The sequence below is a fragment of the Paenibacillus mendelii genome (genome assembly GCF_024498075.1).
Lineage (GTDB): Bacteria > Bacillota > Bacilli > Paenibacillales > Paenibacillaceae > Paenibacillus_Z > Paenibacillus_Z mendelii.
The window spans coordinates 106431-123135 of sequence record NZ_JANHOF010000012.1; the positions used below are offsets into that span (position 1 = coordinate 106431).

Genomic DNA, 16705 nt, shown 5'->3' on the forward strand with positions numbered 1-16705 from the left:
GCGCGTCCCGCTTGATTTCTTTTCTACACAATCATATTCGGGCGAGATGCCGCAAGTGTGATCTTATAAAACCCATTTTCAAAGCGGCAGCCGATCAGAGAGTAAGTTTGTGACCAAACAAAGCCGCGTGCTCGATAAAAAGCCGCTAAAAATGGTTCTTCTGGCCCATAATTTACCAAATACTAGGGTGCAAATAGCTTCCTTCGCGCCTTGTTCCAGGAGGAATATTCAACTATACTAGGACCCGCTTACAGTTTTTACAATTCAGAGGGGGAGTGACTATCATGAAGAAAAAGTGGATTGTTACGATCGCGGCCGCCAGCATGGTGCTTGGTGCCGGTACCGGAGCCTTTGCGGGCTCTAACTTACAGGAAATCAAGGCTTACTTCGATAATAGTCTTAAAATGACGGTGAACGGCAAGGCGTTCCAGCCGACCAATGACAAGGGCGTACCGACGCTGCCGATCGTATATAACGGGACGACGTATTTGCCGGTGAGAGCCGTCTCCGGCGCACTGGGCGTTGCGGTTGACTACGATGTGAAGACCAAGACGGTGTCGATCGGCGAGAAGAGCGAGGGAACGCCGATCGCGGACGGCTTTGACGATATGTACCGGACCAAGGATCCACAGGTGACGGAGTTCAACGGCAAAGACTACAAAGACGTGTACTTCAATAATGCCACCGGCAACCGCAGCGGTTCCTTCATGCTGTACCCGAAAGGCAAATACCAGAAGCTGTATCTGCAAGTAGCCGCAATCGGGGAAGATGTCGAGAAGCTTGTCGTCAAGGACAGCGGCAAAGACATCATCCTTAAGGAGGAATCCGTAACGGTCGCCGACGGCCTCAAGACGATTGTCGTCGATATCGGAGGCGTCAGCGAGTTATATGTCTATGGCGATTTGAAAGACTCCGGCAAACTATTCGTGCCGTTAACGACCTCTTACTATAAATAATGCGAATCACACCAAGGGAATCTTTCCCCCAGCTGATGGGGTGAAGGGTTCTCTTGTTTCGTTTAGAAACCGTTCCGAGGCAGACGGATCTTCTCACTCCTCTAATGGATTGCAATCCTGCTAAGGCGTATGTTAGAATGGGTTTACTTAAATTGGAACGGAGGGTTACCGTGATAGATTTTATCCGAGTTAGAACTTTGCGCGGCTAATTGAATAGCGCCAAGGCTCTGCCTGTGTGCAGAGGACTCAGGATAGGTCTGTCCGATTAAAGGTAACCCATATGCAGGAATTCTCCCACGAGATGAACCAGGATACAGGACTCGTGTTGCCTTTATCAGGAATATATATTCGGGAAGCGTATAATTGTGCTGCTCGCCCATGAGGTGAGTGGGTATCTTTCGTATTGCTGCCCGGAATGACCAACCATACCGTTAAGCGGTAAGCTGCGGCTTCCGTTAGGTATGGTCCCAAGCTCCTCTATTCGTAAATCGAACGCACAGGCCGTAGCGCCCGTGCGTTTTTTGTGCCTTCACTTCACTTTTCAATACCAATTCCAAGGAGGAATTTCGATATGGAACAACCGAACAATAAAGCCGTTATCGTCGGCGTTAATCTGCAGGATCGGCCTGATTTTGCTTACTCGATGGAGGAGCTGCGCAATCTTGCGGAGGCATGCAGCATTGAGGTAGTCGGGGAACTGAGCCAGAAGGCATCCAAGATCAATGGCTCCCATTATCTGGGCACCGGCAAAATTGGGGAATTATCCGCACTCGTGGAAGGGGTCGATGCATCGACCGTTATTTTCAACGATGAGCTGTCCCCTTCGCAAATCCGTAATTTAGAGAGTTCGCTGCAGAAGAAGGTAATCGATCGCACGATTCTGATCCTCGATATATTTGCCGAGCGGGCTCGAACGCGTGAAGCTCAGCTTCAAGTGGAAATTGCGCAGCTGCAATATATGCTCCCGCGGCTCGTTGGCTTGCGTGAATCGCTCGGCCGTCAAGGCGGCGGATCGGGCATGAAGAATAAAGGAACGGGCGAAACAAAGCTGGAGCTCGACCGCCGGCGCATCGAGGAGAGAATCTCCGCCCTGCAGACCGAGCTGGAGAAGCTTGTTGGACAGCGTCAGGTTCAGCGCAAACAGCGGCAGAAAACGGGCGTGCCCGTCGTCTGTCTCGTTGGATACACCAATGCAGGTAAATCGAGCGTCATGAACGCGATTCTGAATCGATACATGCCTGCCTCCAACAAACAGGTGTTGGCTAAGGATATGCTCTTCGCCACGCTGGAGACGTCGGTTCGCAGCATTGAATTGCAGGATAACAAGTCGTTTCTGCTGACCGATACGGTCGGCTTCGTCAGCAAGCTGCCGCATTATCTGGTCAAAGCGTTCCGTTCCACGCTGGAAGAAGTCGCTGAAGCCGATCTATTGATACAGGTCGTCGACTACTCCAATCTGGAATACGAACGGCTCATTGAAGTGACGAATACGACGCTCAAGGAGCTGGGCGCCGATCATATACCGATGATTTATGCCTACAATAAGACCGATCTGACTGGCGAGCGTTATCCGCAGGTGGATGGAGATAAGGTGTATCTCTCCGTCAAGGAAGAGGCGGGGCTTGATGAGCTGATTGCGCTGGTGAAGGATCAGATCTTCCAAGATTATATGCAATGCGAGGTGACCATTCCGTTCGCGGAAGGCCGCTTGGTTGCTTACTTCAACGCCAATGCCAATGTCCAAGAAACCAGCTATGAGCCGGAAGGAACCCGGCTGACGATGGAGTGCAAGAAAGCGGACTATGAGAAATACAAGCATTTGTTCGCAGAGACAACGGAGATTGAATCCTAATCATTGCAAAGGGGGTTCCCGGGAGGTCAATATCGACCCCTCGGGAACCCCTTTTCGCAGGATTAGCCAAGGCGGATGCTTATCGTCAGCCTTCATGGCCGCATTTCACAGATCGAGGTGATCGACCGTGGCTTCAAAGGCACATCCGATCGCGTCCGCGGCTTACTTATGTCCTTTCTTAGTCACTTTTACGCGCAATTCCTCGGTCTTCCCGCCATAGGTGACCGTGACCTTCGCACTGCCTTGCTTCAAAGCCGTCACTGTGCTGCCTTCGATACTCACGGTCTTGGGCGGTTTGGCTTGGAGAACCACCAAGGAGGACACATCCTCCGTCAGGGGGCCGTAAATCGCAGCGGCTTTGACACTATACGTGTCGCCGACCTGCATTTGAATCGACTGGGTATCTAGTTCCAGCCCGGACAAGCGGTGAACGTGGATCGTCGGCAATTGCACCGGTGCGCTTGAAGCCACGAGCGGCACGTCGGCGGTTACGGTGTAATTGTGTGCGCCGGCTCCAGGTGCGGGTATGGTCAGCGCGACCGGTGTTTCTCCGGCACCGACCGCTTGTGCGACGATCTTGTCTCCTTCCATTACGATGATGTCAGCCTGCTCCGTTGCTTTCACGGACAGCGTCACATCAGCGCCTTCTCTAATGTCCGTGGTCGCGGCTTCCGCGCTCATGACCGGCACCTCGGAAGGATCGATAATCGTGTATGCCGATACTTCATCGTAATACACGGTCGCTACCCATAGCGGCGAGCAGAAGACGATCAGCCGCATCTCAACGGCATTCGCGGGAACGGTCACCTTCATTTCTACCGGAATCCAGCTCTTCTGCGGCCCTGCGACATGATTGTTCTCGCTTGCTGTAACCTTCAGCTCTTGGTCATTCGCATCATAATAACGGACGCCTACGGAAGCGCGGCTCATACTGAACGGCGTCTCCGAATTCGGATTCGGGAAGGAACCGTCCAGGAACATATTGAAGTTGACCGTATACTGTCTTCCCGGCTTCACCCGCACAGGATCGGATTTCAGCTCGACGGCGGATTTATCGCTTGAATCTACGAGCTTCACGCTTGTGCTGCCCGCAGCTCTCTTCTCATCCGTTACGGATACGGCCGCATACCCTTCCAGAAAGCTGGTTACGGTCCAGCCTGGGATCGAGCCGTCTTCATTCACGTCCTCGAATCCGGCATTCCGGATGTCCAGATATCGCTTGCTGGGCCCCTCCGGCTCTCCGTCAGGAGCATCCGGCTTTGCAAAGGGCGCGTAACGAAGCAGCCTGGTCGCATCGCCCACATAGAGATTGTCGTTGCGATCCAAGGTGAAGAGACTCGCCTTATCGCGAATCAGCGTATAGCCCATCGTCTCCGGATCGATGACGACCAGCTTGCCTGCCGCATCGGAATAGAGCAGCCCGTCACTGCTGAAGCGTTGATGAACCGGACGCCATTTGCCGTATACCGTTACATCCGGATGGATATTTCTCGATTTGACAACCTCGCGCGTTGCAGGGTCAAAGGCGAAGACGACACCGTTGGCAGCGGCCCAGATCAGACCGTCCGGTCCGAGCGCCAAGCCGCTGATCATCTGGAGGCTCGAAATGCCTTCGATAGCCGGCTCCCACTCGTACAGCTTCTTCTTCGCCGCCATATCCCACACGAACAGCTTGGCGCGGGCGCCGGCAGGCGCTTCGCCGAGACCGCCCGAGATCGACGTCGAGCCGAAGATCAGGCCATTGTGGTACAGCAGTCCGGTAATGCTTTGATCCTGTACGATATGACGGAATACTTCGAACTGCGGCTGACCGCTTTCGTCCGAAGCAGCGGGATCATAAATCGTTAGCGCTCCGCCTGTCTGCGAATAACCGGGAATCGTTCCGAGCAGGAGCTTGCCGTCACCCTCCGTCACAATAAATGGGCGGTCCTGATCTTCGCCGATATGGAACAGGGACGTTGGCTCCTTCGTCGTGGAGAGCGGCGTAGTCGTATCATATACGGCAATATCGGCCTTCGGATACAGGCCGAAATAGACCTTGTCACCCACATGCCCGATGCCCTCGGATTGCCCCAGAGGGAAGACGATGAATTGGCCTGTTGCGGGATCATATTGGGCGCCTTCCGAGTTCAGATAGGTGCTCATATACAGCTTGCCGTCAGGTCCGGTTTCGAGCGCTTGAAGATTAATGCCCTGACCGTCCACGAGCAGCTTCATCGACCGCTGCAGCTGCGCTGCCGGATTGGAGAGCGTTACCTTGGCATTGAAGGATATGGAAGCCATCGCGCCGTCTGGGAAATCCGGTTGATTCGGCAGTTGGATCCATTCGCTGTGGCGGATGTTGCCGTCGAACGGCATGACCGGCTTCTCAGTCATCGTCGCCAGATCGATTTCCCACATCATCTTGTCTTTCTTGCTTGTATAGACTTTGCCGTCTTTATAGCCGGTGGCGGCTTCCACACCGCGGATATTGGCAAAGCTCGCTTCGATCCACTGGCCTGCATCCAGGTCATACACCTGCATGATGGATGGACCGTTATAGAAGGCGAACAAATAATGCTCATGAATATTCATCGAATAAACGAACCCCATGGCATTGTACTTGCCCGCGTATATGTCATCCTCAGGCGAGCCCGGCAGCTCCAGTCTTGTTTTGTCCTGCAGCGGCGCCGCCGTGCTGATCTTCCATACGCGGCCGTTGCTGGAGCCTGTGCCCGCATACAGATAGCCATTATAGTAGGCAAGACTGCGAATATAAGCTTCCTGAGCGTCGAGCGGTCCATTCAGCAGATCTGTGACTTCCAATGTTTGCGCGTCAATGCGGAAAATACGGCCCTTTACGCTTTCGGAGTAGATCCCGCCGTACACATTGCCCTGCTCGTCGGCGGTAAGAGACCAGATGGAGCTCGATCCCGCAATCGGTACGCCTAGATCGGTGACTTGTTTCGTTTCAGGCGAGTAGACGAACATCTTATTGGAGCCTCCGATAAACACCCGGCCGTCCGGTGTCTTGACATGACTCCAGGCATTCGAAGCTCCTTCAAGCTTGTACGTGCGAAGGCGCGCCTCGTTGTCGAGATCAAGAACGCTGAATGTGGCATAGTCGCCTGCCGAAGCGCTGCCTGTTACGGTTGTGTACGCTACATGAACCCCTTCCTCTATGCCGAATTCCACATCAATTGCCTGCGCGGTTTGAACGGGCGTGCCCAAATCGACCGGCTCATTCGAGTGTCCAGCCGAGGGATCGGCTGCTGCCGATACCGATGGAGTGATGCCAATCAATCCCAGCATGAAAGACATAATCAACAAGCCTGCAACCCATGAACGTCTTCGCAAAATATACGACCTCCATTTATTGTGTTAGCCATCCGCCATGGTGGCGGAGCGCCTCTTATAACGACGATAGGGAATGGTTGGGGCGGCGTAAAGAAAGGGTTTTCATTTGGTTTATCATTTTCCCCATGGGCTGTCTGCTGCCGTGAAAACCCCCGCTGTATAAAGGTTTTCACGGCTGTGGAAATCGCTAAAGAGGTGGAATATAAGCAAATGTCGGCCGTAACCGGAAAAGCGGATTGCAGGGGCGTTTGCACGCGATGGAAACGGTGGGCAATAGGATAAAGTCAATGTCGTACAAAGACATCGGGGGCCATACCGTGTACGCTTATATCGGCATGATTATTCTGTGTGTGGAGAGTGGAGCATGATACCATTTGACCGATTGCATGAACGTCTGCAGGAGAAGGCTGCCGATGCCAGTGCCCGCGCCGTAACCTATGTCGCTATGGGCGACAGCGTGACGCAGGGCTGCATGCAGGCAGGCGTTGTCGAATACGAGAATGTCTATCATCAATTCCTGCGAAGAGCTATAGAACGGAGATATCCCGAGACAGTCGTTAACGTCATTAATTCAGGCGTCTCCGGAGATGCCGCTGAAGCGTCGCGCCGTCGCTGGGAACGCGACGTGCTGATGTATAAGCCCGATCTGTTGACGATTTGTTTTGGACATAACGATGCTCATGGCGGCCGTGACGGATTGAAGCCGTTCGTTCGGGCGCTTGCCGATCTGATGGACAGGGTAGCGGATGAGACGGAAGCCGAGGTGCTCTTGATGACTCCGTGCATGATGATGACCGAGGATAATCAACATATTGCAGAGATCCATAAGCCGCTTGTCCCTGCATTCATCCAATTGGCCGAAGAAGGAACGCTTGCGCGTTATGCCGAGGCGGTCCGGGAGCTTGCGAGCGAGCGCAATGTTCCGTTGCTTGACGTGTATGCACGTTGGGAGCAGATGAAGCAGGACGGCTTGGATATCCACGATTATTTAGTCAATGGCATTAATCATCCTAATCCAGCTTTTCATAAGGAATGGGGTCAAGAACTGGAGAATAGGCTGTTCAGCTCGAGGCTCATCAATCATACGTAATACGTAACTGCTCTGAAGCTCTATTCCTCATGGAATGGAGCTTTTTTCGTGCCGCGATTCAGTCATCCTATGGGGGATCACGCACATCATGGTTCAAGTAAGCAGCAACTCCATTTCACCACTGGTCTTACCTCCAACCTGAATTGCCAATGAAAGAGCGGTTGCCAGGCATGACCGTCAAGTATAGAATTGTGTAAGTATTTAATGAGATCAATTGTTATTGCAAGGGGAGTGCAGCAGGTTTGTCATCCGGTGTTATCGCTTCAGAGTCGCTTTCTTTCCGCTATCGTTTAATCACATTATTGCTGGTTGTTGTCGTCGCAGGTATGAGCCAAGGGCTGCTGCTGCCGCTGCTGTCGATCATGCTCGAGGATGCCGGTGTCTCATCGGATATGAACGGGATGAACTCGGCGGCCATGTATATCGGGATATTCTGTACAATGTTCTTTATAGAGAGACCGGTTTTGCGTTTTGGCTACAAGAAAGTCATACTAGCGGGCATTACGCTCGTCACGCTTGCCAGCATGCTCTTCCCATTCACCCAGTCGCTGGCCGTCTGGTTCGTCTTACGGCTGCTGGTCGGTGTAGGCGACAGCTCGCTCCACTTTGCTACCCAGCTATGGATTGTCAGTTCAAGTCCTGCTAATGGGCGCGGAAAATATATCTCCTTGTACGGCATGGCATACGGACTCGGTTTCAGCTTGGGGCCGCTTGGCATTAATCTGCTTCCGCTCGGAAGGGCGGTTCCGTTCTTGGTACCCTGTCTGTTCTTCGTGACCGTTCTGCTGCTCGTACTGCGAATGAACAATGAGATACCCGTACGGGCTGCGAAAGGAGCCGCCGCGGAGAACCGGTTCGTGACAACCTATCGCGCAGCGTGGTTCGTGCTCATCCCGGGGCTCCTGTATGGATTGATGGAATCTTCGATGAACAGCACCTTCCCGCTGTATGGCTTGCGCATTGAGCTAAGCCAGCATTGGATATCTCTACTGCTGCTGGCTTTCGGTATAGGGGGGCTGATCCTGCAGCTGCCGCTCGGCATGTGGAGCGACCGGATTGGGCGAAAGCCGGTATTGATCATCTGCGGCCTAGTAGGCTCGCTCGCTTTCTTCGCGGTCCCTGCTGCTGGCAGCAACGTGGTACTGCTCCTCGTGATATTCGCCATAGCGGGCGGAGTCGTTGGCTCGTTCTTTTCCTTAGGCCTTGCGTATGCGGCAGATATTTTACCGAAAGCCATCCTGCCGGCGGCGAATGTCATTGCCTCCATTCATTTCAGCATTGGAAGCATCATGGGACCGACTCTAGGCGGTTATGGGATACGCTATGCATCCGTCCACACTATCTTTCTGTTCTTGGGATCCGCGTTCCTCGTCTTCGCTCTGCTTGGTTTTGGATTTCGCCCGCGCAGGAAGGCGGAGGCTGCAGGATAGGCCGAGCTGGAGGGTAAGCAGCGCGATTTCATCTCCAACATGGTCCGTTTGCATCTCTTCTTCAAATGATTATTTAAGAGCCAAGCCTGCTCTTTCAAGCAGACTTGGCTCTTTGCGATGCCGCCTCGTGCGGCAGGGGATGGGCCTGCTTCTTGCAGCCTCGCCATATATGGTATCCTTGTATTCTTAATAATGGAATATATGGTAGGAAGAAGATTAGGCGTAAGATATAATGGGAGCATCTTGAGGAAAGAAGGCATGATGGAAACAATCGAATTCCGCTTCAGACAACGCTAAGGAGGCCGCCGCCATGACAATCCGGCTCATCCAGACGATCCGGTCCCGTCTCTTGTACAAGATGCTGATTATTTACTCGATTCTGACACTCGTGCCGCTTGCCATCGTCAGCACCGCCTACTATGTCCGATCCGACCAGCTGCTGGAAAAGAAGGATACGGAAGCGGTTCAGCAGAACCTGAACGAGACTGCAAGCAGAATCGACACATGGCTCTACGAGGTGCGCAAGCGCTTGTCGGAGCTCGGTCAGCAGGAGTCCATATTGTCGCTGCTCGCGATGGATGCCCGGGAGGGGACCGATGCAGCGGATGGAGATCGCCGCCGACTGGAGGCCGCCGCGTCAGAGCTGATGCAGTCTGAGCTGGAACAGGCACGGAACCAGGTTGGCGATTTCATCGACCATATTTATCTCATTAGCAAAGCCGGGAATATTTATGCTACCGATGAAAGTAAGCGGTTGCAATATGTCGAAGCCTTCCGCCTGCTGCCCTTCGAATTCAAGGGCGTACCGCAGTGGGCGTTCTTCACGGACCATAAACGGATGGCCTGCGATTTGAAGCTGTATGCCGAAGGAGCCAAGATGACGACCGATACGGAGATCGGCATGCTTGTTCTGACCGTTGATCCGGTCAAGGCGTCCCAAATGTACGAGACGTATGAATCGGGAACGTTCTATATCGCCAATTCCGACAACCTCATTCTGTCTTCTGCGAGGCTGCCCGATATCGGAGAGCTGGCGGGTGCCGGTATCGCGGGGGATTCGCTCGTCGTCCGGCAGAAATCCCAGTATGCCGATTTTCAATACATTGGGCTGGCGAAGGTGGGGGCGAGCACGCTGATGAAGCAGCAGACGCTGTTTGCCCTTGCGGTGACGCTGGCGGCCTGGGTAGCCGTTATGGTAGCGACCTATCAAATTCTCAAACGCATCACGAACCCGATCCGGCGGCTCAACCGGCTGATGCGGAAGGCGGAGCTGGAGGAATACCAGGTCTATCAGCAGGTTAAAGGCCGGGACGAGATTGCCATGCTCTGCCGGGGTTATAATCAATTGATTACGCGCACGGAACAGCTCATCGAGACGAATTACAAGAACGAGCTGAAGGTGCGCGAGGCGGAGCTGAAGGCGATCCGCATGTATATCAACCCGCATTTTCTATATAACATTCTGGAATATATCAGCATCATCTCGCAGTCGCCCGAGAAGGCGAAGTACGTTCCCGATGTCGTTCAGAAGCTGTCGGGCATCTTCCGGTTTTCCATTACGCCGGGCAATATTTATGTACCGCTGGAGACGGAATTGATCTTCGTGGAGAAATATTTGCAAATTCACCAATATCGGTTCGGTGAACGGCTGGGCTATTCCATCGATCTCCCGGCGATGTTTCGCAACGTCGCCGTGCCCCGGTTGATTCTGCAGCCGCTCGTGGAGAACAGCATCATTCACGGCATCGACCGGCTGCAGAGTGGAGGGCGGATCGACATCGAGGTCAGAGAGGAAGATTACCATCTTGCTATCGAGATTCGCAACCATGCAACGGAGCCGGAAGAAGACCTGGGGGCAGAGGACGATTCGCCGACGCTTCCGCGTGAAGGGGGTGGGCGGGGTCTCGGATCGGGGATGGACAATGTGAACGATCGAATCCGGCATCACTTCGGGAGCGGTTATGGCGTCGTGTTGACGCGCGATGCCGGCAGCGTCACCGTCAAGGTCACGCTGCCTATACAAATTTGGCAGGGGGATGAGAAATAAATGAGAATACTGGTTGTGGATGATGAACGGGAAATTCGCGATTATATCGCAAGTATGCCGGAATGGGCCGATATCCGCTGCAGCGTGGCGGCCATTGCCGCGAACGGAGCGGAGGCGCTCGATATCGCGCGCCGGGAGCGGCCGGACATTCTGCTGACGGATATCCGCATGCCGATCATGGACGGCATCCTGCTGGCGGAGACGCTGCGTCTGGAGCAGCCGGAGCTGCCGATTATTTTTCTATCCGCCTACCATGAATTCGATTACGCGAAGAAAGCGATCCGCCTGGGCGCCGTGGACTTCATCACGAAGCCCTTCGTCGCGGCGGACTTAGTATGGGCGGTGCAGCAGGTGCAGCAGCAGCAGCTGCTGGATTGGAAACATCAGGAGGCGTTCTTCGCGCTGTTCGCGCAGCCGGAAGAGAGGGACGAGGAGAAGCTTGCTTGGCTGGCGGAGCGACAGTCCGACGAGTCGTTCGTTCTGTTGTATGCAGAGATGGATGCCATGGCGGGGACAAGCGATGAACGAAGCCCGTTCCGGGAACGAAGCCTGGCGGGTACGTTAATGCCGCTGCTCGAGAAATCGATCATTCCTTGCTGGACGGGACCGGCGGACGCGGGGCTGTATGTTCTGCTGCGCGGAGGCTCCGTGGATGCGTCGACGCTGCAGGAGGAATCGATTGAGCTAGCCAAGCGCATGGTGGAGCGGGGGGCGATGTCGCCGGAGCTGCATCTGTCCGTAGGCATCAGCCAGCTGGAGCCGTCGCTGCTGCGCATGCCGGAAGCGATCCGGCAGTTGAAGGCTTGCATGGAGTACCGGATGCTGCTCGGGAAGAAATCGGTCATCGCCTACGAGGCGATCAAGTCGATCCGCAGCGAGAAGGAGCAGCAGGTGACGTTCTCCACGAACCGCCTTGCGGAACTGCTGCGCACAGGTGACCGCACCGGCATCACCGAAGCGCTGCGTGACGTGTACCGGATGATGCTGACCGTCGGCGCCGGCAAGCAGGAAATTCAGCATTTCTGCTTGCGGTTGATCGAGCGGGCAGAGAGCGTCATGGAGGATTTCGGCTTGGAATCCGATTCATGGGCCCGGATGCACATCCGGGAAAAAGTGCTGTCCAGCGTCATTCTGACCGATATGATGCGCGAGGTGGAGCAGGTCATGTTAAGCAGTGCGGGCCGGATCGCCGAGCTGGTCGAGCATGCGCCGAAGCGGCTCGTCGCCGAGACGAAGCAGCTCATCGGGCAAGCTTACGAGGGCGAGCTAACGCTTCAGATGGTGGCCAAGCAATTGAATGTCAACTATTCGTACTTAAGCAGGGTGATCAAGAAGGAGACCGGGCAGAACTTCTCCGACCTGCTGTGGCTGACCCGAATCGAGGCGGCCAAGACCAAGCTGCTGCGCGAGGACATGAAGGCCTACGAGGCGGCTTATGCGGCAGGATTCAAGAATTACGCCCACTTCAGCCTGTTATTCAAAAAAGTCGTCGGCGTTTCGCCGAGTGCATATAAGCTTCAAGCAGCTGCCGGGCAGGACCCCGGTAAAACAGAACGATGATAAAGCCGATTGCAAGCATCCTAACTTTTTACGTAAGCGGTTACAATGACAAGTGTTCTTACACTTCACCCTATGAGAGAGAGGTACGCAGATGAAAAAGCGGGCGATACTGCTGCTTGCGGCGATATTGATCGTCGCAGCGGCGCTGGCAGGATGCAGCGGCAACTCCGGCGGTAATACAGGAGGTAATTCCGGGGGGAACACAGGAGAGACCGGCGGGGCCGCGGGCGGTGATTCTTCCGGAACGAACAATGCCGGTGCGACAAGTGAAGGCGAGGGAGGGGCGAATGACAAGACGTTCACGATTCGCGCCGGCGCCTGGTTTATTGACGAACGGGGACATCAAGTGGCGTTCAAGAAAGCGGTGGAAGACGGGTATAAGAAGCTGTATCCGAACGCAACGATTCAATGGGATATTACACTGGGAGCGACGTACTTCGATAAGCTGAAGGCGCAGTTCGCCTCCGACACGGCTCCGGACGTGACGTTCTACCAGTCGCTTGATTACGCGAAAGCGGGCAATCTGATGGACTTGTCCGGGGAGCCCTGGGTGAGCCGGATGAACGAAGCGGCCAAGAAGGATCCGTCGTTATCCTACGAGGGCAAGCTGTACGGCGCGCCGGGTGCCGGCAACATCGGCGGCGGGATCTGGTACAACAAGGATCTGTTCGACAAGCTGGGCATTCAGCCGCCCAAGACGGTTCAAGAATTCCTCGATGCCTGCGAGAAAATCAAAGCGGACGGCAAGACGCCGATCGCACTCGGATTCAAGGATTTATGGACGGCGAACATGTTTCTGATGAACTGGCTGCAGTCCTACACATTCCCCACCGATGCGGAATACGGCATGAAGCTGTATGACGGTACGGTCTCGTTCGACGATGCCGTCATCCAGAAGGTCTATCAGAATGTAGAGACGATGAAGAGCAAAGGATACTTCAACAAAAACGCGCTCAGTATCGACTGGCCGCAATCGGCGCAGCTGTTCGCTTCCGGCGATGCCGCGATGATCGTGCAGGGTCCGTGGATGCCGTCGGCGAATGCCGAAAATATCGACAAAGGCGGATACGACAAGTTTCAGATCGGCTTCTTCCCGTTCATGGATGAGGGGGGCAAGAGCAGCATGACCTTTGCTTCCGGTACGGGGCTTGGCATCAATGCAAAGACGAAGCTGGTTCAGGAGTCCAAGGATCTAGTCGCGCTTATGCTCAGTCCTGAAGTTATGGCACCATGGCTGGAAGGCGAAGGCGGCCTGCCGATGTTTACCGATGTGAATGTGAAATTCGCCGATCCTGTCATGGATACGGTGAAGCAATACTTGGACGGCGGACTTACGCTTCCATACGGACTCACCGCCTTCATGGCAACCAGCAGCGCCAACGCGATGGTCGATGTGCTCACGAAGGTCGTCTCCGGCGTGAAGTTCAATCCGGCGGACCTGAAGGCCGCGCAGGATGCGATGACCAAAGACAAGGCGACGATCGTGCTGCCGCAAACCTGATTCACGGCGGCCTGCCGCCCATACCCGGGCCTGGCAAGCTGCACCCGCGTCCGGACGCAGTCGCTGCGTCCGGACGCCTTATCACTTCGGAGAGGGAATGCAACTATGAATCTGAATCGCAAGCAATTTATGGTATCGATCCTCTTTTTGATCCCGGCCGCCGCGATCTTTATCCTGTTTTTCTATGTCCCATTTCTTCAGAGCATCTATTATTCATTCACCGACTGGAACGGCGTCGGCAAGCCCAAGTTCATCGGGTGGGCGAATTACGCGCATATTTGGAAAGACCCGCATATGACGGACGGATTGTGGAACTCGCTCAAGATGGCGGCGTTCGGTCTCGTGGTGCAGAATCCGCTGGCGCTGCTTGCGGCGGTGCTCCTTAACCGCCAATTCCGCACACGCTCCTTCATTCGGACGGCGTTCTATTTGCCGGTCATCATCAGTCTGGTCGTCGCATCGGTCGTCTGGGGACAGATGCTGCAATATGACGGATTCATCAATGAGGTGATGATCCGCATCGGGCTTGAATCGATCACCGAGGATTGGCTCGGCAATGTGTGGACATCCTTCCCCGCGATTATTCTGCTGACGCAGTGGCAGGCCATCGGTTACTGCGCCATTATTTATCTGGCCGGCCTGCAGGCGATTCCTCAGGATATGTACGAGGCTGCCGAGATCGAGGGAGCCAGGGGCTGGTCGCTGTTTCGCTTTATTACACTGCCCATGCTCATGCCTGCCGTGACCATTGTGCTCTTCCTGACGGTCGTAGGCTCGCTCAAGCTGTTCGACCTGCCGTACATTCTAACCAACGGCGGTCCCGGCACCTCGTCGTATACATTGTTCTTAGCCGTCTACAATGCGGCTTTCAAGGATAATAACTACGGGTACGCCACTGCAGGGGGCATCGTGCTTGCCATCTTCATCGTAATCGTATCGATTGTGCAGCTTTCCGCTACGAGACGCAAGGAGGTCGAGCTCTAATGAACGGATCCAAACGGGCCTCCTTCGGGACGGAAGTTGCCTTGCTCTTCGTTTCGCTTCTCTTTCTTCTCCCGGTCTTGTACCTGGTGATCATGTCATTCAAGGAACCGAGGATATTCTACAAGCCGCTGCAGCTGCCGGACCGGCTGTATCTGGACTATTACAAACAGGCGCTGGGGGTCGAATTTTTCCGCAGTCTGTTTAATTCGCTGCTTGTTACGGTGGGGGGCTTGGCGCTCACGATATTCGTCGCCTCGATGGCAGGCTACGTGCTGGCCCGCCGTAAGGAGCGGACGTTCCAGTTTTTCTTCTACTTATTCATGTCAGGTATGGTGATTCCGACGGTCGGCTCGCTTATTCCGCTGTTTAAGCTGGCCACCTTCCTGCACCTGATCAATACGCGGACGCTGCTCGTCTTCTTGTATACGGCCGGGTTTATTCCCTTCGCATCCTTCCTCTACTCGGCGTTTACCAAGTCGATTCCCCGGGAGCTGGAGGAGTCGGCGAATATCGATGGCTGCGGGTCGCTGCGGATGTTCTGGGTCATCATTTTCCCTCTGCTGCTGCCGGCGACCGGAACCTTCATTCTGACGAACGTGTACGGAATCTGGAATGATTTTCTGACCCCGCTTATATTCCTTAACTCGCCCGAAAAAATGACGCTGATGCCGACGATCGTCCAGTTTATGTTCAACAAGCAGTCGATTAATTTCGGCCCGGTATTCGCCATCAGCGTTCTCGCCATGCTGCCGCTGCTGCTGCTGTTCGTGCTGACGCAAAAGCATATGCTGCGGGGACTGGTGATGGGATCGGTCAAGGGGTAACCATAGATGGAAAGCGATAAGGAGGACGAAGGCATTGAGCAATAGCTATGAAGTCGCGGTCTATTATTTTCCGCAGTGGCATGCGGATGTGAAGAACGAGGCGAGCAAGGGAAAAGGGTGGACGGAATGGCCTTCGCTGCGCAGCGCGAAACCCCGCTTTCCCGGTCATGAACAGCCGAAGACGCCGCTGTGGGGGGAGATCGACGAAGCGGATCCCCGCGTCTCGGAGATGCAGATCGATGCGGCGGCGGATCATGGCATCACTTCGTTTCTGTACGATTGGTACTGGGATATGGGCGGGGGCGAAGGGCCCTTCCTGCAGCGGGCGCTGGAGGAAGGCTATCTGCAGGCGGGCAACCGCGACCGGCTGAGGTTCGCGCTGATGTGGGCGAATCATAATGAGGTGTCGCGGGAACGGTTCGATGCGATGACCGATTATATCATCCGGAGCTACTTCGGCTGCGAGCAATATTTGACGATCGACGGCAAGCTCTACTTCTCTATCTATGAGTGCATGACGCTCGTGAAAGGGCTGGGCGGCATCGAGGAAACGGCGGCAGCCCTGGCAGATTTCCGCCGTAAGACGGAAGCGGCCGGGTATGCCGGGCTTCACCTCAATCTGGTGGAATGGGGATTGAATCCGCGTCATGCGGACATTATCGGCAGCGACGCGAACGCGTTGATTGCCCGGCTGGGCATCGACAGCGTCACTTCTTATGTCTGGCTGCATCACTTGGAGCCGGAGTCGTTCCCGGATGCCGATTATACCGGGTGGGCCGAGGAGGCGACGGCAATGTGGGACGGTCTGCAGGCGCAGTTTGCTTCGGTTCCTTACTATCCGAATGTAACGATGGGCTGGGATCCCAGTCCGCGCTGCGACCCGGATCAGCCGTACGTCAGAGGGGCGTATCCGTATACGCCCATTGCGGCAGACAATACCCCGGAAGCGTTCGAGGATGCGCTGCGGAAAGCGAAGAGCTACGTGGACCGCACGGGTCTTAAGCCGCCGATGCTGACCATTTACGCTTGGAACGAATGGACGGAAGGAGGATATTTGGAGCCGGACACGACACATGGGATGGCTTATCTGGAAGCGATTCGCAGCGTATTCAAGTCCTAAATACA

The 16705-nt window shown here is 54.8% G+C and carries 11 protein-coding genes; 10 read left to right on the top strand and 1 reads right to left on the bottom strand.

Annotated elements, in window-relative coordinates:
- The first annotated feature begins 284 nt into the window (after positions 1-284).
- The gene (locus tag NNL21_RS26600) at positions 285-956 is read left to right on the top strand and encodes a stalk domain-containing protein (RefSeq protein ID WP_204821366.1); all 672 of its coding nucleotides are present in this window, start codon (positions 285-287) and stop codon (positions 954-956) included.
- A gap of 571 nt (positions 957-1527) precedes the next feature.
- The gene (gene hflX / locus NNL21_RS26605; RefSeq protein WP_204821365.1) at positions 1528-2808 is read left to right on the top strand and encodes a GTPase HflX; all 1281 of its coding nucleotides are present in this window, start codon (positions 1528-1530) and stop codon (positions 2806-2808) included.
- A gap of 162 nt (positions 2809-2970) precedes the next feature.
- On the opposite strand, the gene NNL21_RS26610 is transcribed toward hflX, so the two are convergent.
- A complete protein-coding gene (locus NNL21_RS26610) occupies positions 2971-6144 on the bottom strand; it encodes a carbohydrate binding domain-containing protein (RefSeq protein ID WP_204821364.1) in 3174 nt (1057 codons plus the stop codon).
- Positions 6145-6508: 364 nt separating this feature from the next.
- Between NNL21_RS26610 and NNL21_RS26615 the strand changes: the two genes are divergently transcribed.
- The 8 genes from NNL21_RS26615 to NNL21_RS26650 all read left to right on the top strand — a co-directional run bounded on the left by NNL21_RS26615 (position 6509) and on the right by NNL21_RS26650 (position 16700).
- Positions 6509-7234, top strand: a complete 726-nt coding sequence (locus tag NNL21_RS26615; protein WP_204821363.1) for an SGNH/GDSL hydrolase family protein — start codon at positions 6509-6511, stop codon at positions 7232-7234.
- A gap of 242 nt (positions 7235-7476) precedes the next feature.
- A complete protein-coding gene (locus NNL21_RS26620; protein WP_256555491.1) occupies positions 7477-8664 on the top strand; it encodes an MFS transporter in 1188 nt (395 codons plus the stop codon).
- 310 nt (positions 8665-8974) lie between these two features.
- Positions 8975-10711 carry a sensor histidine kinase gene (locus NNL21_RS26625; protein WP_204821362.1) on the top strand — a complete coding sequence of 579 codons (1737 nt, stop codon included), beginning with the start codon at positions 8975-8977 and terminating at the stop codon, positions 10709-10711.
- Positions 10712-12271 carry a response regulator transcription factor gene (locus tag NNL21_RS26630; protein ID WP_204821361.1) on the top strand — a complete coding sequence of 520 codons (1560 nt, stop codon included), beginning with the start codon at positions 10712-10714 and terminating at the stop codon, positions 12269-12271.
- Between the two features lie 91 nt (positions 12272-12362).
- Entirely contained in the window at positions 12363-13772 is a 1410-nt protein-coding gene (locus NNL21_RS26635) for an ABC transporter substrate-binding protein (RefSeq protein WP_204821360.1), read from the top strand.
- Positions 13773-13877: 105 nt separating this feature from the next.
- Positions 13878-14756 carry a carbohydrate ABC transporter permease gene (locus NNL21_RS26640; protein ID WP_204821359.1) on the top strand — a complete coding sequence of 293 codons (879 nt, stop codon included), beginning with the start codon at positions 13878-13880 and terminating at the stop codon, positions 14754-14756.
- On the top strand, positions 14756-15580 hold the full coding sequence (locus NNL21_RS26645; RefSeq protein ID WP_204821358.1) for a carbohydrate ABC transporter permease: 825 nt from the start codon (positions 14756-14758) through the stop codon (positions 15578-15580). Before NNL21_RS26640 ends, NNL21_RS26645 begins: the two co-directional genes overlap by 1 nt.
- Positions 15581-15614: 34 nt before the next feature.
- The gene (locus NNL21_RS26650) at positions 15615-16700 is read left to right on the top strand and encodes a glycoside hydrolase family 99-like domain-containing protein (protein ID WP_204821357.1); all 1086 of its coding nucleotides are present in this window, start codon (positions 15615-15617) and stop codon (positions 16698-16700) included.
- Positions 16701-16705: the final 5 nt, after the last annotated feature.

Coding starts and splice junctions, on each gene's coding strand:
- NNL21_RS26600 (WP_204821366.1), top strand. CDS start 285: ATGAAGAAAAAGTGGATTGTTACGATCGCGGCCGCCAGCATGGTGCTT.
- hflX (WP_204821365.1), top strand. CDS start 1,528: ATGGAACAACCGAACAATAAAGCCGTTATCGTCGGCGTTAATCTGCAG.
- NNL21_RS26615 (WP_204821363.1), top strand. CDS start 6,509: ATGATACCATTTGACCGATTGCATGAACGTCTGCAGGAGAAGGCTGCC.
- NNL21_RS26625 (WP_204821362.1), top strand. CDS start 8,975: ATGACAATCCGGCTCATCCAGACGATCCGGTCCCGTCTCTTGTACAAG.
- NNL21_RS26630 (WP_204821361.1), top strand. CDS start 10,712: ATGAGAATACTGGTTGTGGATGATGAACGGGAAATTCGCGATTATATC.
- NNL21_RS26635 (WP_204821360.1), top strand. CDS start 12,363: ATGAAAAAGCGGGCGATACTGCTGCTTGCGGCGATATTGATCGTCGCA.
- NNL21_RS26640 (WP_204821359.1), top strand. CDS start 13,878: ATGAATCTGAATCGCAAGCAATTTATGGTATCGATCCTCTTTTTGATC.
- NNL21_RS26645 (WP_204821358.1), top strand. CDS start 14,756: ATGAACGGATCCAAACGGGCCTCCTTCGGGACGGAAGTTGCCTTGCTC.